Source organism: Flavobacterium sp. CR10, assembly GCF_055814415.1.
On record NZ_CP185985.1, the window covers coordinates 5,002,316 to 5,028,248 of the forward strand.

General features: G+C 34.2%; 18 protein-coding genes. 14 read left to right on the forward strand and 4 right to left on the reverse strand.

Features of this window, described 5'->3' with window-relative positions:
* The first annotated feature begins 101 nt into the window (after nt 1-101).
* Together ACNRYB_RS21040 and ACNRYB_RS21045 are read left to right on the forward strand one after the other, a co-directional pair.
* Nucleotides 102-1,721: a sulfatase-like hydrolase/transferase gene (locus ACNRYB_RS21040; RefSeq protein ID WP_473728635.1), complete on the forward strand. Its 1,620-nt coding sequence runs from the start codon at nt 102-104 to the stop codon at nt 1,719-1,721.
* A 209-nt stretch (nt 1,722-1,930) separates the two neighbouring features.
* Complete coding sequence (locus ACNRYB_RS21045) at nt 1,931-3,190, forward strand: YeiH family protein (protein ID WP_473728636.1); 1,260 nt, start codon at nt 1,931-1,933, stop codon at nt 3,188-3,190.
* 190 nt (nt 3,191-3,380) lie between these two features.
* Here ACNRYB_RS21045 and rocD read toward each other — a convergent pair whose 3' ends face one another.
* The gene (gene rocD, locus ACNRYB_RS21050; RefSeq protein WP_473728637.1) at nt 3,381-4,631 is read right to left on the reverse strand and encodes an ornithine--oxo-acid transaminase; all 1,251 of its coding nucleotides are present in this window, start codon (nt 4,629-4,631) and stop codon (nt 3,381-3,383) included.
* 224 nt (nt 4,632-4,855) lie between these two features.
* Between rocD and ACNRYB_RS21055 the strand changes: the two genes are divergently transcribed.
* From ACNRYB_RS21055 to ACNRYB_RS21070, 4 genes are all read left to right on the forward strand, one after another.
* Nucleotides 4,856-5,308 carry an Lrp/AsnC family transcriptional regulator gene (locus tag ACNRYB_RS21055; protein ID WP_129745654.1) on the forward strand — a complete coding sequence of 151 codons (453 nt, stop codon included), beginning with the start codon at nt 4,856-4,858 and terminating at the stop codon, nt 5,306-5,308.
* 109 nt (nt 5,309-5,417) lie between these two features.
* Nucleotides 5,418-6,191 (forward strand): dienelactone hydrolase family protein, encoded by a 774-nt coding sequence (locus ACNRYB_RS21060; protein ID WP_129745653.1) that lies wholly within the window; start codon nt 5,418-5,420, stop codon nt 6,189-6,191.
* Between the two features lie 49 nt (nt 6,192-6,240).
* Nucleotides 6,241-7,215: a DUF3667 domain-containing protein gene (locus ACNRYB_RS21065; RefSeq protein ID WP_129745652.1), complete on the forward strand. Its 975-nt coding sequence runs from the start codon at nt 6,241-6,243 to the stop codon at nt 7,213-7,215.
* Between the two features lie 9 nt (nt 7,216-7,224).
* Nucleotides 7,225-8,241 (forward strand): M28 family peptidase, encoded by a 1,017-nt coding sequence (locus ACNRYB_RS21070; protein ID WP_473728638.1) that lies wholly within the window; start codon nt 7,225-7,227, stop codon nt 8,239-8,241.
* 160 nt (nt 8,242-8,401) lie between these two features.
* Here the strand turns inward: ACNRYB_RS21070 and rho are convergent, their stop codons facing one another.
* On the reverse strand, nt 8,402-10,243 hold the full coding sequence (rho, locus tag ACNRYB_RS21075) for a transcription termination factor Rho (RefSeq protein WP_473728639.1): 1,842 nt from the start codon (nt 10,241-10,243) through the stop codon (nt 8,402-8,404).
* Nucleotides 10,244-10,424: 181 nt separating this feature from the next.
* Between rho and ACNRYB_RS21080 the strand changes: the two genes are divergently transcribed.
* The 3 genes from ACNRYB_RS21080 (at nt 10,425) to ACNRYB_RS21090 (ending at nt 12,572) form a co-directional block, all read left to right on the forward strand.
* On the forward strand, nt 10,425-10,835 hold the full coding sequence (locus ACNRYB_RS21080; protein ID WP_129745649.1) for a DUF4293 domain-containing protein: 411 nt from the start codon (nt 10,425-10,427) through the stop codon (nt 10,833-10,835).
* A gap of 151 nt (nt 10,836-10,986) precedes the next feature.
* A complete protein-coding gene (locus tag ACNRYB_RS21085) occupies nt 10,987-11,646 on the forward strand; it encodes a response regulator transcription factor (protein WP_129745648.1) in 660 nt (219 codons plus the stop codon).
* Between the two features lie 11 nt (nt 11,647-11,657).
* Entirely contained in the window at nt 11,658-12,572 is a 915-nt protein-coding gene (locus tag ACNRYB_RS21090; protein ID WP_129745647.1) for a sensor histidine kinase, read from the forward strand.
* Here ACNRYB_RS21090 and ACNRYB_RS21095 read toward each other — a convergent pair whose 3' ends face one another.
* Together ACNRYB_RS21095 and ACNRYB_RS21100 are read right to left on the reverse strand one after the other, a co-directional pair.
* Nucleotides 12,573-13,067, reverse strand: coding sequence for a metallophosphoesterase family protein (locus ACNRYB_RS21095; protein ID WP_473728640.1), 495 nt, complete (start codon nt 13,065-13,067; stop codon nt 12,573-12,575). It abuts the gene before it with no gap.
* Between the two features lie 180 nt (nt 13,068-13,247).
* Complete coding sequence (locus tag ACNRYB_RS21100) at nt 13,248-15,161, reverse strand: SPFH domain-containing protein (RefSeq protein ID WP_473728641.1); 1,914 nt, start codon at nt 15,159-15,161, stop codon at nt 13,248-13,250.
* 502 nt (nt 15,162-15,663) lie between these two features.
* On the opposite strand from ACNRYB_RS21100, the gene truA reads away from it, so the two are divergent.
* From truA to ACNRYB_RS21125, 5 genes are all read left to right on the forward strand, one after another.
* Nucleotides 15,664-16,398, forward strand: a complete 735-nt coding sequence (gene truA, locus ACNRYB_RS21105; RefSeq protein WP_473728642.1) for a tRNA pseudouridine(38-40) synthase TruA — start codon at nt 15,664-15,666, stop codon at nt 16,396-16,398.
* 150 nt (nt 16,399-16,548) lie between these two features.
* Nucleotides 16,549-18,303 (forward strand): ABC transporter ATP-binding protein, encoded by a 1,755-nt coding sequence (locus tag ACNRYB_RS21110; RefSeq protein ID WP_473728643.1) that lies wholly within the window; start codon nt 16,549-16,551, stop codon nt 18,301-18,303.
* 16 nt (nt 18,304-18,319) lie between these two features.
* Nucleotides 18,320-19,891, forward strand: a complete 1,572-nt coding sequence (locus ACNRYB_RS21115; RefSeq protein WP_473728644.1) for a sensor histidine kinase — start codon at nt 18,320-18,322, stop codon at nt 19,889-19,891.
* 86 nt (nt 19,892-19,977) lie between these two features.
* Nucleotides 19,978-22,575: a zinc-dependent metalloprotease gene (locus ACNRYB_RS21120; RefSeq protein ID WP_473728645.1), complete on the forward strand. Its 2,598-nt coding sequence runs from the start codon at nt 19,978-19,980 to the stop codon at nt 22,573-22,575.
* Between the two features lie 16 nt (nt 22,576-22,591).
* Nucleotides 22,592-25,930: a SusC/RagA family TonB-linked outer membrane protein gene (locus tag ACNRYB_RS21125; protein ID WP_473728646.1), complete on the forward strand. Its 3,339-nt coding sequence runs from the start codon at nt 22,592-22,594 to the stop codon at nt 25,928-25,930.
* The last annotated feature ends 3 nt before the right edge of the window (nt 25,931-25,933 follow it).

Below are 25,933 nucleotides of genomic sequence, written 5' to 3' on the forward strand. Positions count from 1 at the left end.
ATCAGAGTCGACAATCTTTGTAGAGCTACGTGTGTGATCCTTCGTTCCTCAGGATGACAAAATACTGGCAATAGCAATGCGAACTAACCAAAAACCAAAATATGGCAACCTATAAAAAAATAACTAAAATTATTCTCTCCATTTTAATAGTGATTCTCCTTCTGGCAGCATTTTTATTCTGGCCGATTAATACTGATGGCACTTTAGTCAAAGAAGATCAGAAATTGGCACAAGGAAAAAAAGAATTTTTAGCCTCAAAACCTAAAGATTCCATTGTTGGAAAAAAGACCAATATCATTATTCTGCTTGCCGATGATTTGGGCAAGTATGATATTTCGCTCTACGGCGGAAAATCGACTCCTACCCCACAGATCGATTCTTTAGCAGCTTCTGGAGTTGCTTTTACCGATGGTTACGCCTCTGCTGCAATCTGTTCGCCTTCGCGCGCGGGGTTAATCACAGGAAGATATCAAGAACGTTTTGGACATGAATATCAGCCTGGAGATCGTTATCCTAAAAACAATCTGGAATATTATGCTTTTAAATATTTACTGAATACTGATAGCTGGAGACTGAACGATAAAATCAATTACCCAAACGAAGCTTTTATTAAAACTCAAGGGCTTCCAAAATCTGAAATCACTTTTGCCGATTTAGCTAAAAGACAAGGTTATGCCACAGGAATTATCGGAAAATGGCACTTAGGCCACAACAAAGGATTTTTTCCTTTAGACCGTGGTTTTGATTATCATTACGGATTTTATCAGGCATTTTCGCTTTATGCTCCAGAAGATGATAATCCAGATATCATTAATCATCATCACAAAGATTTTACCGACAAAACCATTTGGGGCAACGGCCGTGTCGGAATTGGACAAATTCGCAGAGACAGCACCATTATTGATGAAAAAGCTTATTTAACCGAAAAATTTGCTGAAGAAGCGGAAGCATTTATTGATAAAAACAAAAACAAACCTTTCTTGCTTTATATTCCGTTTAATGCGCCTCACACGCCATTTCAAGTTCGTAAAAAATATTACGATCGTTTTCCGAATGTAAAAGATGAAAACAAACGCGTTTATTTTGCCATGATCAGTGCTTTGGATGATGCGATTGGCAGAATTCGTGAAAAAGTCAAAAAAGAAGGTCTTGAAGAAAACACTTTAATCATTTTTTCCAGCGATAATGGTGGTGCCGATTATACTTTTGCGACAACAAATGCACCATTGAAGGGCGGCAAATTTTCGCATTTTGAAGGCGGAATCAATGTTCCTTTTGCACTTTCGTGGAAAGGAAAAATCAAACCGCATACTATTTATAAACAGCCTGTAAGCACTTTGGATATTTTTACAACCATTGCATCGGCAATTGGTTCTGATTTACCAAAAGACAGAATTTATGATGGTGTGGATTTAGTAAAAACTGTCAATGAAAATAAAACAGTTCACAAGGATTTATACTGGCGTTCGGGTGATGCAAAAGCGATTAGAAGTGGTGATTGGAAACTAGTCATTAGCGGAAGAACACATGAAAAATGGTTGTACAATCTTACCTCAGATAAATCTGAAACAACAGACCTCTCACAAAAAAATCCCGAAAAAGTAAAAGAATTGCAAACTGCACTGCAAACTTGGGAAAAAGGTTTAATTAAACCGCTATGGCCTAATTTAACTTATTATGAATTTGACTTTGGCAAACAAAAATACTTTGTCGATTTGTAAACTATCTAAAACATTACAGACGAAATAATTCCAATATCCTAACAGTTTTTTTTAAACCTGTTAGGTATTTACTTTTAAATCAGTCCAAAGCAAACAGGAAATCTAGAAGATTCAAAATCAATTACATAGCAGCTATTATTTTAATCCTACAAATAATACCTAACAGGTTTAAAAAAAACTGTTAGGATAACAAATTAATTAAGAATACAATGTCAACCTCAACAAAATTTACTATTCACGAAGACTGGACCGTCGTAATTCTCGGTTTTCTCATTATCGGAATGTCTCTTTTTATTTTTCTTCCCGAAGTTCCCTTTTTTAAATGGACGAACGGAACAGACTTAATAAATAATGTTTTCGAAATTAAAAACATTAAAATAATTGGTTTTCAGTTTTTTTATTTTATTGTCATTGGAATAATCGGCACTTTTTTAGTTGGAAAATCGATTAAAAATTTCATTTTCGGATTTCCAATAGTTTATCTTCTCACAATACTTGCATTAATATTAGCCGGAAATACTGAAATAAAAGCACTCAATCTCGAAGCTGTCATTTTCAGTTTAGCAATTGGATTGATTATCGGAAATTTTTTCAAGCTTCCAGAATGGTTTCGTTCTGCTTTGTCAACCGAACTTTTTGTCAAAATCGGATTGGTTCTATTGGGAACAAGCGTCATCTTTTCGGATATTCTAAAAGCGGGATCGTTAGGTTTAATTCAGGCTTTGGTCGTGGTTTTATCCGTTTGGTATTTTGCATTCTGGCTTTGTAGAAAACTAAAAGTCGATGACGAATTGACCATGATGATTTCGAGTGCGGTTTCAATCTGCGGTGTATCTGCAGCTATTGCCACTTCTGGGGCGATAAAAGGAGATTCTAAAAAATTGTCTTACGTGATTTCTATGGTTTTGGTCACAGCGATTCCTATGATGATTTTTATGCCGATCATTGCAAGTCATTTTAATTTTCCCGAAGAAGTTACAGGAGCCTGGCTTGGCGGAAGTATTGATACTTCTGGCGCTGTAGTGGCATCTGGAACTTTGGTTGGCGAAACAGCACTAAAAATAAGCACAATCGTAAAATTTTCTCAAAATGTCTTATTAGGATTAGCCGCTTTTGCCATTTCTGTTTATTGGACTTACACGCACAATCAGTCTTCAGAAGTTCGAGAATCTAAGCCAACGCTTCGCGTTATTTGGGAACGCTTTCCAAAGTTTGTCATTGGCTTTATTGCGGCTTCCATTGTTTTCTCTTTTTTTGTTGCACCAGAAACTCGTGATGAATTAAAGGAAAGTTTAAAAAATCTGCAAGGGCTTTGGTTTGCTTTAGCTTTTACTAGCATTGGTTTAGAAACCAATTTTAAAGATCTATTACAGCATAATAGCAGAAAACCTTTGATCGCATTTTTAACCGCACAATTCTTTAATATCTTTATTACATTGATTATAGCTTTTTTGCTTTTTAAACCTTAAAAACAAAACACAGATTCCTGCGGAATATATAAACCAATTTAATCCAATTTTATCGAGCTGACGTTCCTAAAGGAATGGGTAGAGATGCGTTTCTTTATAAAACAGTCGCTTTTTAAAACAAAAAATGGTCTCTACAAAAAAAGCAGCAAGTATACTTGCTGCTTTTTCTATTTTTAATCTCAAAGGAGGATTATTTAAACTCATTCAAGGATTTCTCGATAATGTCAAGACATTCTTTAATTTGCTCTTCAGTCATTACCAAAGGCGGAGCAAGTCTGATTTTATTTCCGTGAGTTGGTTTAGCCAATAATCCATTATCTCTAAATTTCAAGCATATTTCCCAAGCGAAATCAGATTCTTCATCTGTGTTGATTACAATTGCGTTTAAAAGACCTTTTCCGCGAACTAGTGTAATTAAATCATTTTTAGCAGCAATTTTATTTAATCCATCTCTTAAAATCACTCCTAGACGTTCTGCATTTTCAGCCAATTTTTCATCCTTAATTACTTCAAGAGCAGCGATCGCAACAGCTGCTGCAACAGGATTTCCACCAAAAGTAGATCCGTGCTGACCAGGTTTAATCACATTCATGATTTCGTCATTACATAAAACAGCCGAAACTGGATAAACTCCGCCAGAAATTGCTTTTCCAAGAATTAAAACATCCGGCTGTACATTTTCGTGATGAACTGCCAATAATTTTCCTGTACGCGCGATTCCTGTTTGTACCTCATCGGCAATAAAAAGTACGTTGTGTTTTTCGCAAAGTGCTTTCGCTTTCGCTAAATAACCTTCTGAAGGAACATAAACTCCTGCTTCACCCTGAATTGGCTCGACTAAGAATCCAGCAATATTTTTAGATGAATTTAAAGCGTTTTCAAGAGCTTCAAGATTATCATATTCTATTTTGATGAAACCATCTGTAAAAGGTCCAAAGTTTTTGCGTGCTGTTTCATCATTCGAAAATGAAATTATAGTTGTAGTTCTTCCGTGAAAGTTATTCTCGCACACAATAATCTGCGCCTGATTTTCTGGAATTCCTTTTACTTCGTACGCCCACTTTCTTGAAATTTTTAAAGCTGTTTCAACTGCTTCAGCACCTGTATTCATTGGAAGAACTTTATCGAAACCAAAATATTTCGTTATATATTCTTCATAATTTCCTAATTTATCATTGTAAAAAGCGCGCGAAGTCAAAGTCAGCTTTTGCGCCTGTTCTACCATTGCATTCACAATTTTAGGATGACAGTGACCTTGATTTACTGCAGAATAAGCAGATAAAAAATCATAATATTTCTTTCCGTCAACATCCCATACATAAACGCCTTCTCCTCGTTCTAAAACTACAGGAAGCGGATGGTAATTATGAGCTCCATATTTGTTTTCTTTTTCAATCAAAACTTCTGATTTTGATGAAAGTGTTTTTTCTGTACTTGTCATAATATGCTTTTTATTTCTGCAAAAATATTAAAATTAAACAAATAACAACTCAAAAAACAATATTTTGACTCAAATACAACAAAATAAAAGTCAAAACTTAAATTTAAGCATCGTAAAAAAGGCATATTATTTTTTGGAGAAGTTTAATCAGATGACCGTTTATTAAAAAAAAGAATTACTTTTATAAATCGCAAAAGACTCAATTTTAAAACGATTTTTACTGAATGGAATTATTAGACGAATTTGATATTAGTATTCTTAAAGAATTAGAAAAAGACGGAAGAATGGCCTTTTCTGCCATCGCCACTAATCTTAAAATATCAAATACAATGGTGCACCAGCGTATTAACAGAATGATTGAACAAGGTGTAATTGGAGGAATAAAACCCATTATTCAAGAAAAGAAAATAGGTTACGACTGGGCTTCTTTTACTGGACTCACACTAAACAAAGATTCTGATTCTGAACGAATTATTGAAGCGCTTAAAGAAATTCCTGAGATTACCGAATGTTATTATGTAACGGGTTCCTTTACGCTTTATATAAAAATCATTGCGAAAAATCATGAGCACATGCGCCGTATTCTTTATGAAAAAATTGATGGAATTCCAGGTATCGACAAAACCGATTCTATTGTAGAATTAGGATGCGCTTTTAAACGAAACATATCATTATAAAAAGGAAAAATATTCTTTTATAATATTGGTTACAAACCTCACAAGAATTTACTTGTGAGGTTTTTTTGTAACATAATATTTCTGATATTTGTTAAAAATTGAAGAAATTATGAAAAACTCCATAATCATTTTATTCAGTGCAATCTTATTTTCTAATCTTATGAATGCGCAGTTAAAACCAGTAAAATATTCAGAAGGAAGCCAGCAGCTGAATGGTCTATTTATAAAATCTGCTAAAAAAAGCGCTAACAATCCAGGAATCTTACTTTTGCCAGCCTGGCTAGGAATTGATAACGCTTCTAAAGGAATTGCAGAAGAATTGTCCAAATTAGGTTATCATGTTTTCATCGCCGATATCTATGGTGAAGGAAATTATCCTAAAAACACAGGTGAAGCCGGAAAACAGGCAGGTTACTATAAAACGAATTATGAGGCTTATCAAAAACGTATTGATGCTGCTTTGAAGGAATTAGTTAAATCTGGCGCAAACAAAGACAACATTGTCGCAATTGGCTATTGTTTTGGAGGAACTGGAGTTCTTGAAGCTGCTCGCGGGCATCTGAATGTAAAAGGTATTGCTTCGTTTCATGGAGGTTTAGGAAAAGATGCGAGTAGAAAAACGGAACTAATTTCTGCTAAAGTTCTTATCTGCCATGGAGCCGACGATCCTTTTGTTCCTAAAGACGAAATTGCCGCTTTTCAGCAGGAAATGCGCGATGCTAAAGCAGATTGGGAAATGATTTATTACGCAAATGCTGTTCACTCTTTTACAAATCCTGAAGCTGGAAGTGATAATTCTAAAGGTGCTGCGTATAATGCTGTTGCTGCAAAAAGATCTTTTGACCATTTACAGCTTTTCTTAAACGAAGTCCTGAAAAAATAATTTCAAAAAAAAATAAAGACTACCAGAACAAACCAATTCATACAAACCAATGTCACATAATAAAATTAGAGAAGACAAAACTTGTCTAAACTGCAGGCATGTTGTAGAACAAAAATATTGTCCAAACTGCGGGCAAGAAAACAGCGATAGCCGAAAAACTTTTCATCATTTATTTGTTCATTTCTTTGAAGATTTAACGCATTACGAAAATGCTTTTTGGAAAACAATAAAAAATCTGCTGTTCAAACCGTCTACGCTTACAAAAGAATACCTTTCAGGAAAACGTTTATCTTATCTTGCACCAGTTCGACTTTACATTTTTATAAGTTTTATTACATTTTTATTAATTGCAATGTTTCCAAACAATGTAGGCGAAAAAATTGATAAAAGTGAAGAAGCACTTAACAAAGAACTCTCTAAGGCTACTGACAGCCTAAATATAAGCAGAAAGAATGACAAAAGATATTTCCATTTTAAAACGATGAAAGAAATTGATTCGATTCAGAAATATGGAAAAGAAAATGAGAAGTTAAATGCTTCCTCCTATTGGTTTTCTGAAAAAGCAATACACGTAACGGAAAAATATACCAAAAAAGAGATTTATGAAAAATTTGTTGAATCGTTCTTTCATAATCTTCCTAAAATACTATTTATAATTATGCCGTTTTTTGCTTTTTTCTTGTGGCTTTTCCACAACAAAAAAAGATGGTATTACTTTGATCATGGAATTTTTACACTCCACTATTTTTCTTTCCTACTGCTAATTTTCCTAATCATGTTTATTATAGATAGATTTATTGGCCTTTTTGGAGAAGATAGTCCTTTGTCTTTCATATCATCAATCACGACATTTGTAGGAACAATTTGGATGTGCTATTATTTCTATCCAGCGCATCATCGTTTTTACGGTGAGTCAAGAATAGTATCTTTTATCAAAAGTTTTTTCTTGTTTATAATAAACTCACTATTTATCCTATTTTTACTGACTTTATACGTTCTTTACACATTTATTAATTTACACTAACCATAAGAAATGAAAAAATTACTCATTTTATTCTTAATTGTCTCTACGTATTCATGTAAAACCGCACAGGCAACTGTATCCAATGACAATTCGGACCCTACCAAATATGTAAAAGCAATTAGCGAAAAAGACTTAAAGAAAATGCTTTATACTGTTGCTTCTGATGAAATGGAAGGTCGCGAAACTGGTTCTAAAGGACAGAAAAAAGCAGGCCTTTACATGATTGAGCAATACAAGAAAAGTGGCATATCTTTCCCTAAAGGAGCTTCAGATTACTACCAACCAGTTCCTGCAACCTTTATGAACGCAAGACGCAACCAAAACCTTCCTGATTCTGAAAATATCTGGGCTTACATTGAAGGAACAGAAAAGCCAAATGAAGTTTTGGTAATTTCTGCACACTACGATCACGTGGGCATTAAAGATGGTGAAGTTTACAATGGCGCTGACGATGATGGTTCTGGAACTGTAGCGGTTATTGAAATGGCTAAAGCTTTTGCTAAAGCTAAAAAACAAGGCCACGGACCAAAACGTTCTATTTTGTTTCTTCATGTAACTGGAGAAGAACATGGTTTACATGGATCACGTTATTATTCTGAAAATCCATTATTTCCAATCGAAAATACAATTGCCGATATCAACATCGATATGATCGGACGTCGTGATGTTGAGCATTCAAATACAAACAACTACGTTTATGTAATTGGTGCTGACAGATTATCTTCTGATTTACACAATGCTGTTGTTGCTCAAAACGAAAAATACATCAAAATGGACTTGGATTTTAAATTTAATGACCCTAAAGATCCAAACCATTTCTACGAGCGTTCTGACCACTATAACTTTGCTAAACACGGCATCCCATCTGTTTTCTTCTTCAACGGCGTTCACGAAGACTACCACGGAAAAGACGATACTCCGGAAAAAATCGAATACGATGCTTTAACTAAAAGAACAAAACTTGCTTTCGTTTTAGCCTGGGATTTAGCTAATAGAGAAAATAGACCAGTGGTGGATAAGAAATAGTTGCTAAGTTTCTAAGATGCTAAGATTCTAAGTTTTCTTTTAGGAACGGTTATAAAAAAAGGATGAGTAAAACTCATCCTTTTTTTTATATTATATTTTTTGATTTACTTTTTACTCAAAGCTAAAAACCTTAGAATCTTAGCATCTTAGCAACTTTAAATTAGTCATTCATCGAAATCAAAAACTCCTCATTATTCTTCGTTTTCTTGAAACGATCGTTTACGAAATCCATTGATTCTACTGGGTTCATATCTGATAGATATTTACGCATGATCCACATTCTTTGCAATGTTTTTTCATCTAATAACAAGTCATCACGACGTGTACTAGATGAAGTAAGATCGATTGCTGGGAAAATACGTTTATTGGCTATCTTACGATCTAATTGTAATTCCATGTTACCCGTTCCTTTAAATTCTTCGAAGATAACCTCATCCATTTTAGAACCAGTTTCTGTTAATGCAGTTGCGATGATACTTAAAGAACCTCCGTTTTCTACATTTCTAGCCGCTCCAAAGAAACGTTTTGGTTTTTGTAATGCATTAGCATCAACACCTCCACTTAATACTTTTCCAGATGCTGGCTGAACAGTATTGTAAGCTCTTGCTAAACGCGTAATCGAATCTAAAAGAATCACAACATCGTGACCGCATTCCACTAAACGTTTTGCTTTTTCCAATACGATGTTAGCGATTTTTACGTGCTCTTGTGGTTCTCTATCAAAAGTTGAAGCAATAACTTCACCACGCACACTTCTTTGCATATCAGTAACCTCCTCAGGACGCTCGTCGATAAGAAGAACAATTAAATAAACCTCTGGATGGTTGGCTGCAATAGCGTTTGCAATATCTTTAAGAAGCATTGTTTTACCAGTTTTAGGCTGAGCAACGATCATACCACGCTGACCTTTACCTATTGGCGAAAACAAATCTATGATTCTTGTTGAAATAGAACTGCCTTTTTCGGCAAGTTTGAATTTTTCTGAAGGGAAAACCGGTGTCAAGTGTTCGAAAGAAACTCTATCGCGAACAACTTGCGGATCGTGACCATTGATTTTTAATACACGAACCAAAGGAAAAAACTTCTCTCCCTCTTTTGGCGGGCGAACCACTCCTTTTACAGTATCTCCAGTTTTTAAACCAAATAATCTAATTTGCGAAGTTGATAAATAAATATCATCTGGAGAAGCTAAATAATTATAATCAGAAGAACGTAAAAATCCGTAACCGTCTGGCATCATTTCAAGAACACCTTCACTTTCGATAATTCCATCAAATTCAAAATCAGAATCTCTGAAATTATTGTTATTTTTTTTATTCTTATGATTAGGATTTTGGTTATTGTGGTTTCCGTTTCCATTGCCATTCCCGTTTTGATTTTGGTTCTGATTCGGGTTTTGATTTTGGTTCTGGTTCTGATTTTTATTCGGATTCGGATTAACCTTTTTTGCAGGAGTTTGTGTAGTTTTTTCAGCTGTTTCTGCTGTCGGCTCAGAAATAATTGATTCTGATGGAGTTGAATCTGCAACTTCTTCAGTAGCTCCAACTTCTTTTACTGCCTCTTTCTCTTTTTTAAGAGCTACTTTTTTCTCGTATGCCTGTTTATTGAATTTTACCGCTTTAGGCTCTTTTTTTGCCGCTGCAGGCTTGTTCTCTTGTACTGCTTCTGTCACCGTTTCTGCAATTGGCTCTACTTTTTCTGCAGTTTCTGTATTCTGAACAGTTTCCTCTACTTTATCAAATTCTAAAACAGGTGCATTTTTGGTATTTTCTGCTTTTGCTTTGACTGGTGCAATTCTAGCTCGTTTTGGTTTCTCTTCTTTAGTTTCTGCTGCTTCAGTTTTTGGAGTTTCTGTTGGCGCAAGAGATGCCTCTTGGTGTGCTAAAATCTGACTAATTAAAGTCTCTTTTTTGACACCAGTTATCTTTATTGTTTTAGCTAACTTAGCTATTTCTTGAAGCTCAGAAAGCTTCATTTCTTTTAATGCAGAAATATCAAACATGAATGTTCTATGAATTTAATTATTTTAAGGAATACTGTAAAAAGAATAGGTAGATAATTAATTTGAATTGACCGCAGTATGAAGTGCTTACGGTATTATGATGCAATAATACGAATAAAATTTTATCATACAATAGTATTTTAAAAAAAGAAAATATATTTTTGTAAAACATTTTTATACCATGATACAAAGAATTCAGACTGTATACTTATTTCTAGCTTTTGCTGCAACTGGCATTTTAATGCTTTTTGTTCCGCTTTGGACAACTAGTGCAGGAAAGCCATTCTTTTTTATGCAGGATCAGCTTTATACTGTTTTATTAGGTTTGACCACTATGCTCAGTATTATCAGTATTATTTCATTTAAAAAGAGACAAAATCAGTTTGTGTTAAACAGACTTAATATAATATTAAATTTAATTTTATTAGGATTATTTGTATATCGATCACTAAATTTATCTGGAGGGGCTGAGGTCTCTGAGAAAGGTATTGGGATGTTCATGCCGATTGTTGCTATCGTGTTATTAGTATTAGCTAATAAGGCCATCAAAAAGGACGAAGATCTTGTAAAATCTGTTGATCGTTTGAGGTAAACCTATAAACTTAGTTTATTTTGTGCGAAGAAGAACCCGAATTTTTATTCGGGTTTTTTTTTACCCTATTATGTTATAAATCAAACCTAAAGAGCATAATAAAATATAATTTACATGATAATTTTGTTTTTTTTTTCGAATTCAAATAATCATGGTACAAAAAATAAGAATTCATCTTGCAGACGATCATCAGGTCTTAATTGATGGATTATCCAACTTACTTCAAACCGTTTCAAACTTTGAAGTGGCAGGAACTTCACTAGACGGCACAACTGTCTATGATGATGTTGTGAAAGACCGAGCCGATGTTTTAATTTTAGACATCAGCATGCCTAAAAAAGATGGTATTGAAACCCTTAAAGAATTTAATAAAAAACAACTGCTTTGTAAAGTCATCATTTTATCTAGTTATGATGATTTAAAAATCATTAAAGAAGTAATGAAACTGGGAGCAAAAGGCTATCTTACAAAAAATTGTGCTGGAGAAAATATTATTGAAGCGATTGAAGCTGTATATCAAGGCCAGGAATATTTTAGCGACGCGGTCAGAGAAAAAATCTTCAACTCCTTTATGGACAGTCCGAAACTGAATCACAATGTGATTATAGAAAATCCAATTTTAAGTCCACGAGAAATTGAAATCATTATTCTGATTGCTTTGGAATACAGCGGAAAAGAAATCAGTGAAAAGCTTTTTATTAGTTCGCATACTGTTGAAACGCATCGTAAAAACATCATGAAAAAGCTGAATATCAAAAGTACAATCGGCTTGGTAAAATATGCTCTTAAAAACAATCTGATTAATCCATAACAATTGCTTTTATGTCTGTTTTTCGTTTTTTTATCTCTTTGCTATTATTTTTTGCTGTTAAAGCAACTAGTCTTGCACAGCCGAAAGACACTGTAAACACAAAAGCTCTTCAAACTCAAGTTGATAATAAAACAACAATTAAACCTATTAGCAAATCGGAACAGTTACGAAATAAGAAAATCGTCAGCTTATCTATTATACTTACAGTTATCATTTTTCTTTTGCTATATTTTTTATATCAAAACAATAAGCTTAAGCAAAAAATAAAACGAAAAGATACCAAACAGAAAATCCTTCTCGATATCATCAATTCTGGCATTGATTCTCAAGAAGCAGAGCACAAAAAAATTGCTTCTTTTCTGCACGACAATATCAATTCGCTATTATCATCAGCGGGATTACATTTAAATACATTTACAGCACAAAACAATATAAAATCGGACGAAATACAGAAAGCAAAAGCTATTTTATCTGAAGCTCATGAACTTTTAAGAGATATGTCTCACGATCTTGTTCCGTCGCTTTTGGTGCGTTTTGGGTTAATATATTCTTTAGAAGATTTATGCGAAAAAAACTCCAATTCGGCTATTGAATTTGAGTTTTCAAGCTTTATTCCGACCAGCAGAAGATATGCCGAAAAATTTGAAATGAAAATCTATTTTATTGTCAGCGAATTGTTCAGCAACATCACAAAACATAGCAACGCCAAAAAAGCAAAACTTTCTCTCACGGAAAAAGATAACCAATTGGTCTTGCGTATCTATGATGACGGAATTGGTTTTAAAACTCAAAAACTAAAAGATGCTGAAGGTTTTGGTTTAAATAGAATTAGAGCCAGAATTAAAAAATACAAAGGTTCATTATCAATTGTTTCAAAAGAAAATCAGGGAACTAAAATAAAAATTCAGATTCCGTTGCCTCATTAATTATTTGGCTCCTATCTCAATAATCTCCAAATCTTTTATTTTATCATCGTCAATTACAAATCGAAGCATGGTTCTCACTTTATGAAAACCGCTTTTTCCAGCTGCACCCGGATTCATATGCAGTAAATTATGCTTTTTATCAAACATGACTTTCAAAATATGCGAATGTCCGCAAATAAATAATTTCGGCGGATTCAAAGCCAATTCTTCCCTAACATTCTGATTGTATTTTCCAGGATAACCACCGATATGCGTAATCCAAACCGATACATTTTCGCACGAAAAACGGTTATTTAGCGGAAATTCTAACCTTGCTTTTGCATCGTCAATATTTCCGTAAACCGCTCTTAAAGGTTTTAGTTTTTTAATGATATCGGTAACCGTCAAATCTCCAATATCTCCAGCATGCCATACTTCATCTGCCTGAGCAACATATTTTAAAATTGTATCATCAATATGACTGTGAGTATCTGAAAGTAACAGGATTTTTGTCATTCTTTTAAGGGGCTAAGGTTCTGAGTTGCTAAGATAATAAGGTTTTTTTAAAAGACGCTAAGATTCTGAGTTGCTAAGATTCCGAGTTTTTCTAATACAGTTATATACTTCCTTTCAAACAAAAAAATCCGATTTACTTTCGCAAATCGGATTTCTAACATTTTAATTATTAAATGATTATTACTTCTTAGGATTTTTTCCTTCTTTTAATTCTTTAGTGTCCATCATTTCCATTAATTTCAACCCTAACAAACCACTGATTGAACCATCAGAGCCACCGTTTCCTGAAATTAAGACATCTGGAATTACTTTGATATTTCCTTTACCAATTTCTTCGGTTACTTTATAACGAGTAAAGTTATCTCCACCCATTGCACTAACTTGCAATTGGTATGCTTCTGCAGTAGATTTACCAATCGCCATAATTTTCTCTGCTTCAGCCAAACCAGTTTTTGAGATTTTTTCAGCTTCTGCGCTAGCGTTCAATCTTGTTGCTTCGGCTTGGGCTCCTGCTCTTGCTTTTGTAGCTTCGGCTTCAGCATTTGCACGCATTTTTGTAGCTTCTGCTTCTGCATTTACATTCAGTTTTAAACTTGTTGCATCTCCTTCTGCTTTCTTAACCGTTGCATCTGCGGTACGCTGTGCGATTTCAACACTTTGCGAAGCTCGTACAATTTCTTTCTGCATATCTGCAATTGCGGTTTCTTTTTCCATTCCCTGACGCTGTTCTTGCGCCAATTTTTGGGTTTGATATGTTTTCTGCTCTTCTTCTGCCAATTTTCTGTCTGTCAAAGTTTTCATTAACGAATCTGGCGGAACAATATCTCCAATTAAGGTATCTACTGCATTTACGTTATATTCATCAAGAACTAATTTAATATGGTTTTTAGCCGATTCTTGACGTTCTTTTCTTGTAGTCAAAAATGAAATCACATCACTGTCTTGAGCTGAATTCCTGAAATAGTTACCAATTGTTGGCTCTAAAACCTGAGAAACCAAGTTGTTCATACTACCAAAACGTGCAATTACTTTTGGCGCTTCGGCTGCTGGAACGTGAATAATTTGCGCAACATCAAGATTGAATGGGAAACCGTCTTTTGAACGAACTGTAATTGTAGAAAGGTTTTTATCTAAATCATGCGATTCACTTCTTGCATTGGCCCAGTTTAAAACCAAATTTGTTGTTGGAACAGGTTCTAGTTTAGTTGTGTACTTATTCAAAGCATACTTTCCTGGTCCGAAAGGCTCCATCCAAACACCGCGCTGCCCTTTTGAAACAATATTTCCGTGTTTAAAAGTGTCACCCGTAACGTCTTGTCCATCTTCTCCAATATAAGAAATCACAACACCAACGTAACCAATTGGCACGTCTGTCATTGGGTTTTGCTCAATTAAAATTCCCCATGTATTGATGTAGTAAGAACCCGCTAACATCACCTGAGGCTGTAAACCACGGTTTCCGCCATGTTCAAGAAATTTATCAAAATCCTGAAAATTGTTGTGATTATCAACAAATTTACCAGCAATTTGCCCTTGCGGAATTGGTTCACCATCTAGCGCTGTAACAATCCCAATCATGTTTTCGTAGATCTTGATTTGATCTGTAATTATGATCTCAAACAAAAACGTATTGATACGATACGATCCTGTTGTAATAAAAGCAGTCTGACGCCCTTTTTGTCCTCCGTTGTCTAAAAATGCTGTTGCATCTTGAAAGTTGTCACTTTCTACTTTTCTGGCTAAGATTCTTCCCGTCGGAATTTCTTTTCCATCTTTACTAAGAACTAGTCCAATTTTTCCTTCCGGAATTAACGTGAAACTAGTCATATCAATTGAATACTGCCAAATCCACATTCCCCAATATAATCCTGGAGCAAGTGTTTTGGCTTGATAGCCCGCTTCGCCTTTTGTTGCGATAATTCGACCATCGGGTAATGATTTGTCTGCGCCAAACAAAACAAACTTTTTGGTTACCAAACCAATTTTATCTTCAGGAACGATTACCATTCCGAAGAAAACGCGCAAAATAAATTTGTAAAAAAGAATGGCAAATACAATTAAAAGTATCCACCAATAAGAGGTAATTTCATTCATGGTTTTTGTTTTTTAGTGATACAAACATAGGAGAAATATGAAATGTTAAAATGAAAAATTTCAAAATTTAACATTTAGATTTTTCTGACTAAAAACGCTGTAAAATGTTTTTAATTAAATCGTTGGAATTCTCAATTTCCGACACGATTTTTAGCAGAACAAACTGTGATTTGCATTTTGGTTTTCAAAGGATTTTAACAAAGGTTCTGAGACGCTAAGATGCTACGGGACTAAGTTTTTGTTTTTAGATTTTATCAAAATAGGTGTTTATTAGTTTAAAAATATACCGAAAGTAGCATACCTATATATAAGTACAATTTTCCAATCTGACGATCCTTAGCATCTCAGAATCTTAGTATCTTTAAAAAAACCTTTGCCTCTTTGCAACTTTGAACCTTTGTTCCTAAAAAAGAAAAAACTTAGAACCTTAGTACCTCAGAATCTTAGCATCGTTTAAAAAAACCTTTGTACCTTTGTGCCTTTGAACCTTTGAACCTCAACAGTGAGATATTTTATTCAATTCGCTTACAACGGAACACACTATCATGGCTGGCAAATTCAGCCAAATGCTTCTTCAGTTCAAGAAACTTTAAATAAGGCTTTTTCGGTTTTATTAAATGAAACTATCAGCATTATGGGTGCTGGAAGAACAGATACTGGTGTTCATGCGAGCGAAATGTACGGACACTTTGATACAGAAAAGACTTTAGACATTCCGGTTTTGGTTTATAAACTGAATTCGTATTTGCCAAAAGACATTGCGATTTTTGATATTATATTGGTTCACGATGATGCACATTGCCGATTTGACGCAACTAAACGAACGTATGAATATCATATCAATACGGTTAAGAATCCGTTTTTACAGGAACTGAGCTGGTATGTGACACAGAAACTTGATGTAGGTTTAATGAATGATGCGGCGCAATTATTATTGAAGCATACCGATTTTCAGTGTTTTTCAAAAGTGAATACTGATGTCAGCACATTTGATTGCACGATTTTTGAGGCGTTCTGGAAACAAGAAAACGGAAAACTGATTTTTACCATTTCGGCAAATCGGTTTTTAAGAAATATGGTTCGTTCCATTGTGGGAACTTTGATTAATATAGGATTGCACAAAATCACGCTGGAGGATTTTGAAAATATTATTGCCAGCAAAAACAGAGAAAAAGCAGGGTTTTCTGTCCCAGCACATGGTTTATATTTGACCAATATTTATTACGATTACATTTAATAGCCCTGATTGCAGTGAAAAGCTTTTTGAAAAAAATATAGTTTTTGTAATTTTTATGGAGCGACCAACGGAAGCTTTATAAAAATTAAACAAAAACATATTTTTGAAAAAAACTTGTAACGGAAAGCAGGAAACAGCTCCTAAAAATAAATGAAAGCAAAAGCATTCGACACAGGATTATTCAAACGAATTTTAAAATATACCCGCCCTTATAAATGGCGTTATTACGGCGTAATTATTTTTGCCATTTCGCTATCTATTTTTGCCGCGCTTCGTCCTTACTTGCTTAAAGAAACAGTCGACGGTTACATCAAAACTCATGATAAAATGGGATTGCTGCTGTACATCATTTTGATGGGAGTGGTTTTGCTTATGGAGGTCTTTTCTCAGTTTTACTTTGTGTATTGGGCAAACTGGCTCGGTCAAGACATTGTAAAAGATATTAGAACCAAACTTTTTCAGCATATTCTGAGTTTTAGAATGAAGTATTTTGATCTGGTTCCGGTTGGGCAACTGGTTACGCGCGCCGTTTCGGATATTGAATCGATTGCTCGTATTTTCAGTCAGGGTCTGTTTATGATCATAAGCGATTTGATGAAAATGGTTGTGGTTTTGATTTTTATGTTTTACATGAACTGGAAACTGACTTGGATTGTGGTAATTGCTATGCCAATTTTGGTTTATGTAACGAGAATTTTCCAACGCAAAATGCAGGTAGCTTTTGAGGAAGTAAGAACTCAGATTGCCAACATGAACTCGTTTGTTCAGGAACGCGTAACGGGAATGAAAATCGTTCAGCTTTTTAACCGCGAAAAAATCGAAGCCGAAAACTTTAAAGAAATCAACAACAAACATAGAGTTGCTTGGATTAAGACTATTTTGTACAACTCTATCTTCTTCCCTATCGCCGATATTATTTCTTCTATTACTTTAGGTTTGGTCGTGGTTTATGGCGGTTTCAGAATTTTGAACGGTGATCATTTTACGACTTTTGGAGATTTGTTTTCTTACACGATGTTTATCGGAATGCTTTTTAATCCGTTAAGACAAATTGCAGATAAATTTAATGAGATGCAGTTAGGAATGATTGCTGCCAATCGTGTTTTTGATATTATCGATACGCAAGATCATATTCAAGATACAGGAACAATTGAAGCGCCTGTTTTTAATGGAAGCATCGAATTTAAAGATGTTCGTTTCAGCTATATTCCAGAGGAAGAAGTCATAAAAGGAATTGATTTGTCGGTTTCAGCTGGGCAAACTGTTGCCATTGTGGGTTCTACAGGAGCAGGAAAATCAACGATTATTAACCTATTAAATCGTTTTTACGAAATCAATAGCGGAACAATCTGCATTGATGGAGAAAATATCGAAAACTACACTTTGGCTTCTTTAAGAAAACAAATCGCTGTTGTTTTACAAGATGTGTTTTTGTTTGCCGATACAATTTACAACAATATTACTTTGCATAATCCAGCAATTACAAGAGATAAAGTAATTGATGCGGCAAAGAAAATTGGTGTTCATGATTTTATTATGAATCTTCCAGACAATTATGATTTTGATGTAAAAGAGCGAGGCGTTATGCTTTCTTCAGGTCAGCGCCAGCTTATTGCTTTTTTACGTTCTTATGTGAGTAATCCAAGTATTTTAATTTTGGATGAAGCCACTTCTTCGATCGATACGTATTCTGAAGAAATGATTCAGCGTGCAACGGAAACGATTACAAAAGGAAGAACTTCTATTATTATTGCACATAGATTAGCAACAATTGTAAATGCAGATAAAATTGTGGTGATGGACAAGGGATTGATTGTTGAACAAGGAACGCATCAGGAATTATTACTTAAAACTGATGGTTACTATAAAAATTTATATGACTCGCAATTTGCTGTGGCAAACTAAGTCATGATGTTGCTTTTTGAAATTTAGAATAAAAAATATTACTTCTAGACGTGCTTTTTTAATATACGTTATTGCATCGATTCTCATCACGGTTTCGGCTGTTTACATTCTAAGTAATCTGATTACTGATTTGACCGAAAAAGCCAATGATGATGCCTCTCTAAGAACGTTAGTTAAAAAACAGGAGTTCATGTCTGAGGAATTTTCTAAGTTTCTGGAGCAGGAGAAAAAAATTCAGCATGTTTTAGAAATAAGTAGTCCAGCGAATCTCCAGAATAACTTGCAGCTTATGTCGCTGCTCCAAGCCAACAACAGATTAGTTGAAAACAATTGGTTTCAGATTAATGAAAATCCGATTCAATACGGCAAAAAAGACATTTCTAATGAAACCAAAAATGATCTAAAAACTTTTCTGCTTCAAAATAAAAACGCAAAACACATTAGCATCGTTGTCCGTCAGGGAAAAGAATTGGTTTGGCGCATTTTTTTCAGACTAGTTTCTAATGATAATACGGTTGTAAAATATGGTTATGACATTAATCTGAGATTGCTTCATACTTATTTTTCTAAAATAGACAAAACGGCTTCCAACTACGCTTTTGTTTTTGACAAAAAAGGAACATGCGTTTACCATCCCGAAGCTGCTTTTATTGGAAAAAACATTTTTAAAATTTCGTCATTTGTTTCTTCTGATACAATTTTCAAGAAGAATGAAGATTTTGCAAAAAGAATTACCATGTCTGAGTTTTTAAAACTAGATGTGATTCGTTATACACAAAAACTAGATGTTAAAAATTCTAACTGGTTTATCTGCGTCAATTTTCCTAAAATTTTTGTTGATGAAAATGTAGCAGTCATTAAAAGGTATTCGACTTTAACGTATTCGATTACGACTATAATGCTACTTTTGATATTTTATCTTTTCTCTTATGCTAACAGACGCGCTTACAGAGAAAAAGGAATTGTCATACAAGAGAAAAACAAACTCTTGGTTGAGAATGAAAAAATCATCAAAGAAAAAGCTCTTATTCAGCTACAGCAACTGAAAGAGCAGATAAATCCGCATTTTTTATTTAATTCGCTCAATTCGCTTTTTATGCTAATTGGGAGTGATATTAAAGTTGCGCAGAAATTTACTTTAAACCTATCTCGTATTTATCGCTATTTAATTGATCCGCCAGAAAAGAACATTGTTCCTTTGAAGGACGAATTATTATTTATCGAAAAATATATTTTTTTGCAGCAAACTCGTTTTAAAGAAGAATTATTCTTTTCTATCGAAATTGAAAACGAAGCGGCATTAAACAAACACATCCCCTATCTTGCTTTTCAGATTGTGGTAGAAAATGCTATTAAGCATAATACAGCCACACAGGAAAGTCCACTTACTACAAAAATCCTGATTACAGAAGATCAGGTAATTATCAGCAATACGCTACAAAAGAAATTGACTGCTGAACCAAGTACTAAATTTGGGTTAAATTACCTAAAGAGTATTTACAATTATTATTTAAAAACAGAATTTAAGACATCAGAAAAAGATGGCTATTTTGTTTGTATTCTTCCATTAATATCCATTCACTCCTAAAAAAAAGCCACTCACTCCTTTTTGTTTTTTTCCTGAACTAAAATAAAATAGTTTCGGATCGAAAATTAACCTAAACTTAACATCTGATGAAGGAAAAATCATTCCTGCATAATTTGATATTATTTTGCATATCCTTATTACTATTATCGTCACTTACTGTTCATTCTCAAAAAAAGAAGAAAGACAAAAAAGAGACTGCAACTGAAATTAAAAAAGATTCTACCGATTCTAAAAAAGGTAAAAAATACGATGACCTTGTAAAAAAAGGTTCTGTCAAAAAAGGACTGTTTAATGTTATTCAAGTTAAAACTGATGTTTATTTTGAAATTCAAGACAGTTTGTTCCAAAGAGAATTTTTAGTTGTAAACAAATTATCTCAAGTTCCTTTTCAAGTAAATGAAACCGGTTTAAACAAAGGAATGAATTATGAAAACAAAGTCATTAGTTTTTATAAAGATACAATTGCGAAGAAAGTCTGGGTAAAATCGTATGTCCCGAAAGTTTCTTCACCAAAAGAAGATGCGATTACACAGTCGGTTCAAAATAATTTTGCAGAATCTATTATTGAAGTTTTTGATATTGAGACCAAAAACAACGATTCGACTTCTGTTGTGATTAAAGTAAATAAGATTTTTGACGGAAAGCAAAAAAGCTTCAATGATGTTTTGAGCAACATTGGGTTTGGCGGTTCTGTAAAATCTGATCTTTCTTATATAGAAGGCGTAAAACCTTTTCCAAAAAATATTGTTGTAAAGTCGCAACTGACTACTTCTGTAAGTGAAGGCGGACCAGCATTATCAGTAACACTTGGTGTAACAAGCAATATTGTGTTATTGGATAAAGTGCCAATGAAACCTCGTTTTTCTGATAATAGAATTGGATTCTTTTCTGAAAAACATTGGTATTTCACAGATGCGCAACAGGCAATGGTTGAAAAAGAACTTATTACTCGTTGGAGATTAGAACCAAAAAAAGAAGACGAAGAAAGATATTTAAAAGGTGAATTAGTAGAGCCGAAAAAACCAATCGTTTATTACATCGATCCTTCAACTCCAAAACAATGGAGAAAATACATTATTGATGGAGTACACGATTGGCAGGCAGCTTTTGAAAAAGCGGGTTTCAAAAACGCTATTATTGCAAAAGAACCTACTGATAAAGATTTGGATTTTGATATTGATGATGTACGTTATTCTGTAATTACGTATGCTGCATCTCCAAAATCAAACGCTATGGGACCTTCTGTAGTTGACCCAAGAAGCGGTGAAATTATCGAAGCAGATATTATCTGGTGGCATAATGTAATGACTTCGCTTCAAAGCTGGATGCGTATTCAGACTGGGCCAATTGACCCGAAAGCTAGAGGAAATAAATTTAGTGACGAACATATGGGAGAGGCAATTCGTTTTGTTTCGTCTCACGAAGTAGGTCATACTTTTGGTTTAAAACATAATATGGGTTCTTCTTTTGCTTATGATGTAGAATCATTGCGTTCTAAAGATTTCACAGCAAAAATGGGCGGAACTGCACCATCAATTATGGATTATGCTCGTTACAATTATGTAGCACAACCAGAAGACAACGTAACGGTTATTACTCCGAAAATTGGAGAATATGATAAATATGCTATTGAATGGGGTTACAGATGGTACTCGCCTAACGACAACGAAACAACAAAACTAAACGCCTTAATTACAAAACATCAAGATGACCCCATTTATTTTTATGGAGAGCAGCAGGAAAATATTATCGATCCGCGTTCACAGTCTGAAGATTTAGGAAATGATGCTGTTAAAGCAAGCGAATACGGTTTGAAAAACTTAAAACGTGTTGTAGATAATATTTTGAACTGGACTTACGATAAAGATCAGTCGTATTATGAAACTGGAAAATTATACATTGGAACCATCGGTCAATGGCAAATGTACAACCGACATGTAATGAACAATATTGGCGGTGTTTATTTGAATACAACCGTTCACGGCGACAACAAACAAAGCTACATTCCTGTTCCTGCAGCGATGCAAAAAAGAGCAGCAGATTATCTGGCTAAAAATGTAATTACAATTCCGCAATGGTTATTCTTTAATGACATTTTGGACAAAACAAACCCGCTGAAGGATTCTCCGCTTGGTCCATACGAATATACTCCGTATACACTTTCGAGAGAATTGCAATATAGCATTATGTATGATTTATTGAACGATGATCGTCTGCTTCGAATGACTGAAAACGAATTGTATCAGCGCAACAAAACCAAAGATCCAGTTTTTACCGTAAATGATTTGTTTAAAAAAATGCATCAAAGTGTTTTTGCAGGAACAATTGCTAATAAATCATTATCGATTCTGGAACGTATGACGCAAAAGAATTATGTAGATGTTTTGGTTGTTTCGACTAACAAATTGTTTGAAAAAACAGATGCAAAAAAATTAATCGATATTCAGCAGACTTTAAATATGCCTCATTTGTGTAACTCTCTAGACGATGCACACATGGCGAGAAACATTAATCAATCTTCTTTAAAAAGAGTTACAGAGGTGACTTCTGATAAAAAAGGAGAACTAAATAAAATCCTTCAATTATTAAAAACTAAAAAAAGTACAGGAGACCAATCTACCCAAAACCATTACCGCGATTTGATCCAACGAATCGAAAAAGCCCTAAATAATACAACCTTTTAATACACAACCCAAAAACATGAAGAAAATTTTACAAGCCTTACTGCTGCTCCTGGCCATCGCAGGATACTCGCAGGAAACCCGAACCATTACGGGAATCGTTCAAGATGCGACAGATTCTTCACCAATTCCTGGTGCATCAATCTTCGTTGAAAATAATTCCATTTCAAACAAAACCGCTATGGCAGGTATTATCCATAGCGAAGCAATTGGAACTACATCAGATTTTGATGGTAAATTCACCTTGAAAATCGCAAAAAACGTTACTACTTTGAGAGTTACTTTTATGGGATACAAATCATACACCCTTGAATTATCTGCTCAAAAAGACTATACTATTGCATTAACTTCTGAAACCGCAAAACTTCAAGAAGTTGTCGTAACAGGTTATCAAAAAATTGAAAAAAGAAAGCTGACATCTGCTATTACAAAAGTAGATATGGCTTCAATTCAGCAGACAGGTGTTTCTAGTATTGACCAATTATTAGTTGGACAAGTTGCCGGAGTTGCTGTTACTACTCCATCAGGAGCGCCAGGAGCTGCTGCAAAAATCAGAATTAGAGGTACGGCTTCTTTAAATGGAACTCAAGATCCGCTATGGGTTTTAGACGGACTTCCATTAGAGAGCAACGATGTGCCAAAGAATTATGACAAAGACAATATTGACGTATTAAACAACTACTCTATCGCTGGTTTAAATCCAGACGACATTAAAGACATTACCATCTTAAAAGATGCTGCCGCTACAGCTATTTATGGTGCACGCGCTGCAAACGGTGTAATCGTTGTTACAACTAAAAAAGGAAGAAGCGGTAAAATGACTGTTAGCTTCAATACCAATACTTTTATCACACAGAGACCAGAATTTTCAAAATTAAATTTGATGAATTCTAATCAGAAAGTTGATCTTGAATTGAATATGGCTAGCCGTGCAGATTTGACTTACAGAGACACCGGTGGAGATGTTGCTCGTATCCTGAATGGAGCGAATGAATTAGACGCATACAGAGCCGGTGGATTCTCTTCTTTGAGTCCACAAACACAGCAATCAATCAATAACTTAAGAGGAATCAATACCAACTGGGGCAACTTATTATACCAAGCTGCCATTAACACACAACACGGATTAAGTTTATCTGGAGGTAGCGAAAGATCTGACTACTATTTCTCTCTAGGATATTATGATGAAAAAGGAACAACAATTGGAACTGGTCTTAAACGTTACAATTTAACTTTAAAAAATAGCTACGATATTACCGACAAATTTAAAGTAGGTATTGGTATTTTTGGTTCAGACAGTAAAACTACTTCTTATGTAACAGATACCGATGGTTTTACAAACCCAGCAAACTATTCAAGAAATGTGAACCCGTATTTAACTCCATATAATGTAGATGGAAGTTATAAATACGATCCAGATATTGCTTCATATTCTGACATTAAACTTCCTTTTAATTTCTTAGAAGAAAGAAACAATACTTCTTACGATTTAAAAACAAGAGCTATAAAAGCATTATTTGATGCTGAGTATAAAATCACAAAAGATTTGAAAGTATCAAGCCAATTAGGTTTACAGCTTGATAATTCGTCTAGCGAAAAATTTGCTGGCAAGGAAACTTTTTATACTAGAAAGCAAAAAGAAAAAACAAGCTATTTTTCTGGAGGAGTTCAAAAATATTTCCTTCCTGAAGGCGGTATTATTCAAAATACCAACACAGACTTTTTTCAGTACAACTTAAAAACAATGGTGAACTATTCTAAACTTTTAGGAGAAAAACACGAAATTGAAGTAATGGTTGGTAATGAATTAAGAAGAAATAAAAACACTTCTATCCTTACAAGAGGTTTTGGTTTTGACGAAAAGAATTTGACAACACAACAAATTATTTTCCCTAACTCGAATTCTGTTAATGATGCGATTTACAAAACATTCATAAAAACAGAAAAAGAAAATGCCTTTGCATCATTTTTTGCAACAGCAGCATATACTTATAATAGAAAATATAGTTTCTACGGAAGCGTTCGTTATGATGGATCTGACTTATTTGGTGTAGACCCTAAATATAAATACTTACCGCTTTGGTCAACATCTGGATCTTGGTTAGTGTCTCAAGAAGATTTCTTAAAAGACAGTAAAACGATTTCTAACTTAAGACTTCGTGCTTCTTACGGTTTACAAGGTAATATTGACAAAAACACTTCTCCTTATGTAGTTGGAGAAAATAAAACTACTACCATTTTACCAGGACAGACAGAACCTATAATTGAAGTTACAACCCCTCCAAATAGTAAATTGCGTTGGGAAAAAACAGAAAACACAAACTTAGGTTTTGATCTTGGCGTGTTTAACAACCGTATTAGCATTGTAACAGATTTCTACGGAAGAAAAAGTACCGATTTAATTGGTATGAAAGCGCTTCCTTTAGAAAATGGTTTTGAATTTACCAATATGAATTGGGCGCAAGTAAGCAACAAAGGTTATGAAATTGCCTTGGCTACAAAAAACATAGACCGTCCTAATTTTAAATGGAATACCACAATTAATTTTGCTCATAACAAAAGTAACATTGACCGTTTAGAAATAAGAGATAATAGCTATTTGCCAAACCAAGAAGGTCATGCTGTAAATGCTGTTTTTGGATTTAAAACAAACGGAATTGATGAAAACGGTTATCCATTATTTGTAAACAAAAAAGGAGAGACAGTAAACGCACAAACTTTCTTTGGCTTATTTGATCCTTACGCTGATTTTTTACCAGGAGAAATTACACAATCAAGTTTAACGCCTGCTGAATTTAGAGATCTATTTGTTTATCTAGGAGATAGAGATCCTAAATTTACTGGAGGTTTTACAAACACGTTTAAGATTAGCAATTTTGATCTTACGATCGCAGCATCATTCAATATCAAACAAACTGTTACCAAAACACCTCCTTACAATGGAACAATAGTAGACAGAGGACAGAATTATACAACTGATATTTTAAATGCTTGGTCGCCAACAAACACTTCATCTAACTTACCTGGTATTACGAGTAAAGATTCTGGTACTGGAGATTCTTGGATGGCATACAGCTGGTTTTCTGGAGCAAATCAAATCAATACTTATAATTACCTAGATACTTGGGTTAGCGAAATGAGCTATATGAGATTAAGCAGTGTTCGTTTTGGATATACATTCCCAAGAACATTTACAGATCAAATCAATATTCAAAGCATTCGTTTAAATCTTGAAGCAAGAAATTTATTTGTAATCAGTTCAGATTACAAAGGATATTTTGACCCTGAAACTTACGGAAACATTTATGCGCAACCAGTTCCTAGATCATTTACTGTAGGACTTAATGTTACTTTCTAAAAA

Coding starts and splice junctions, on each gene's coding strand:
- ACNRYB_RS21040 (WP_473728635.1), top strand. CDS start 102: ATGGCAACCTATAAAAAAATAACTAAAATTATTCTCTCCATTTTAATA.
- ACNRYB_RS21045 (WP_473728636.1), top strand. CDS start 1,931: ATGTCAACCTCAACAAAATTTACTATTCACGAAGACTGGACCGTCGTA.
- rocD (WP_473728637.1), bottom strand. CDS start 4,631: ATGACAAGTACAGAAAAAACACTTTCATCAAAATCAGAAGTTTTGATT.
- ACNRYB_RS21055 (WP_129745654.1), top strand. CDS start 4,856: ATGGAATTATTAGACGAATTTGATATTAGTATTCTTAAAGAATTAGAA.
- ACNRYB_RS21060 (WP_129745653.1), top strand. CDS start 5,418: ATGAAAAACTCCATAATCATTTTATTCAGTGCAATCTTATTTTCTAAT.
- ACNRYB_RS21065 (WP_129745652.1), top strand. CDS start 6,241: ATGTCACATAATAAAATTAGAGAAGACAAAACTTGTCTAAACTGCAGG.
- ACNRYB_RS21070 (WP_473728638.1), top strand. CDS start 7,225: ATGAAAAAATTACTCATTTTATTCTTAATTGTCTCTACGTATTCATGT.
- rho (WP_473728639.1), bottom strand. CDS start 10,243: ATGTTTGATATTTCTGCATTAAAAGAAATGAAGCTTTCTGAGCTTCAA.
- ACNRYB_RS21080 (WP_129745649.1), top strand. CDS start 10,425: ATGATACAAAGAATTCAGACTGTATACTTATTTCTAGCTTTTGCTGCA.
- ACNRYB_RS21085 (WP_129745648.1), top strand. CDS start 10,987: ATGGTACAAAAAATAAGAATTCATCTTGCAGACGATCATCAGGTCTTA.
- ACNRYB_RS21090 (WP_129745647.1), top strand. CDS start 11,658: ATGTCTGTTTTTCGTTTTTTTATCTCTTTGCTATTATTTTTTGCTGTT.
- ACNRYB_RS21095 (WP_473728640.1), bottom strand. CDS start 13,067: ATGACAAAAATCCTGTTACTTTCAGATACTCACAGTCATATTGATGAT.
- ACNRYB_RS21100 (WP_473728641.1), bottom strand. CDS start 15,161: ATGAATGAAATTACCTCTTATTGGTGGATACTTTTAATTGTATTTGCC.
- ACNRYB_RS21110 (WP_473728643.1), top strand. CDS start 16,549: ATGAAAGCAAAAGCATTCGACACAGGATTATTCAAACGAATTTTAAAA.
- ACNRYB_RS21120 (WP_473728645.1), top strand. CDS start 19,978: ATGAAGGAAAAATCATTCCTGCATAATTTGATATTATTTTGCATATCC.
- ACNRYB_RS21125 (WP_473728646.1), top strand. CDS start 22,592: ATGAAGAAAATTTTACAAGCCTTACTGCTGCTCCTGGCCATCGCAGGA.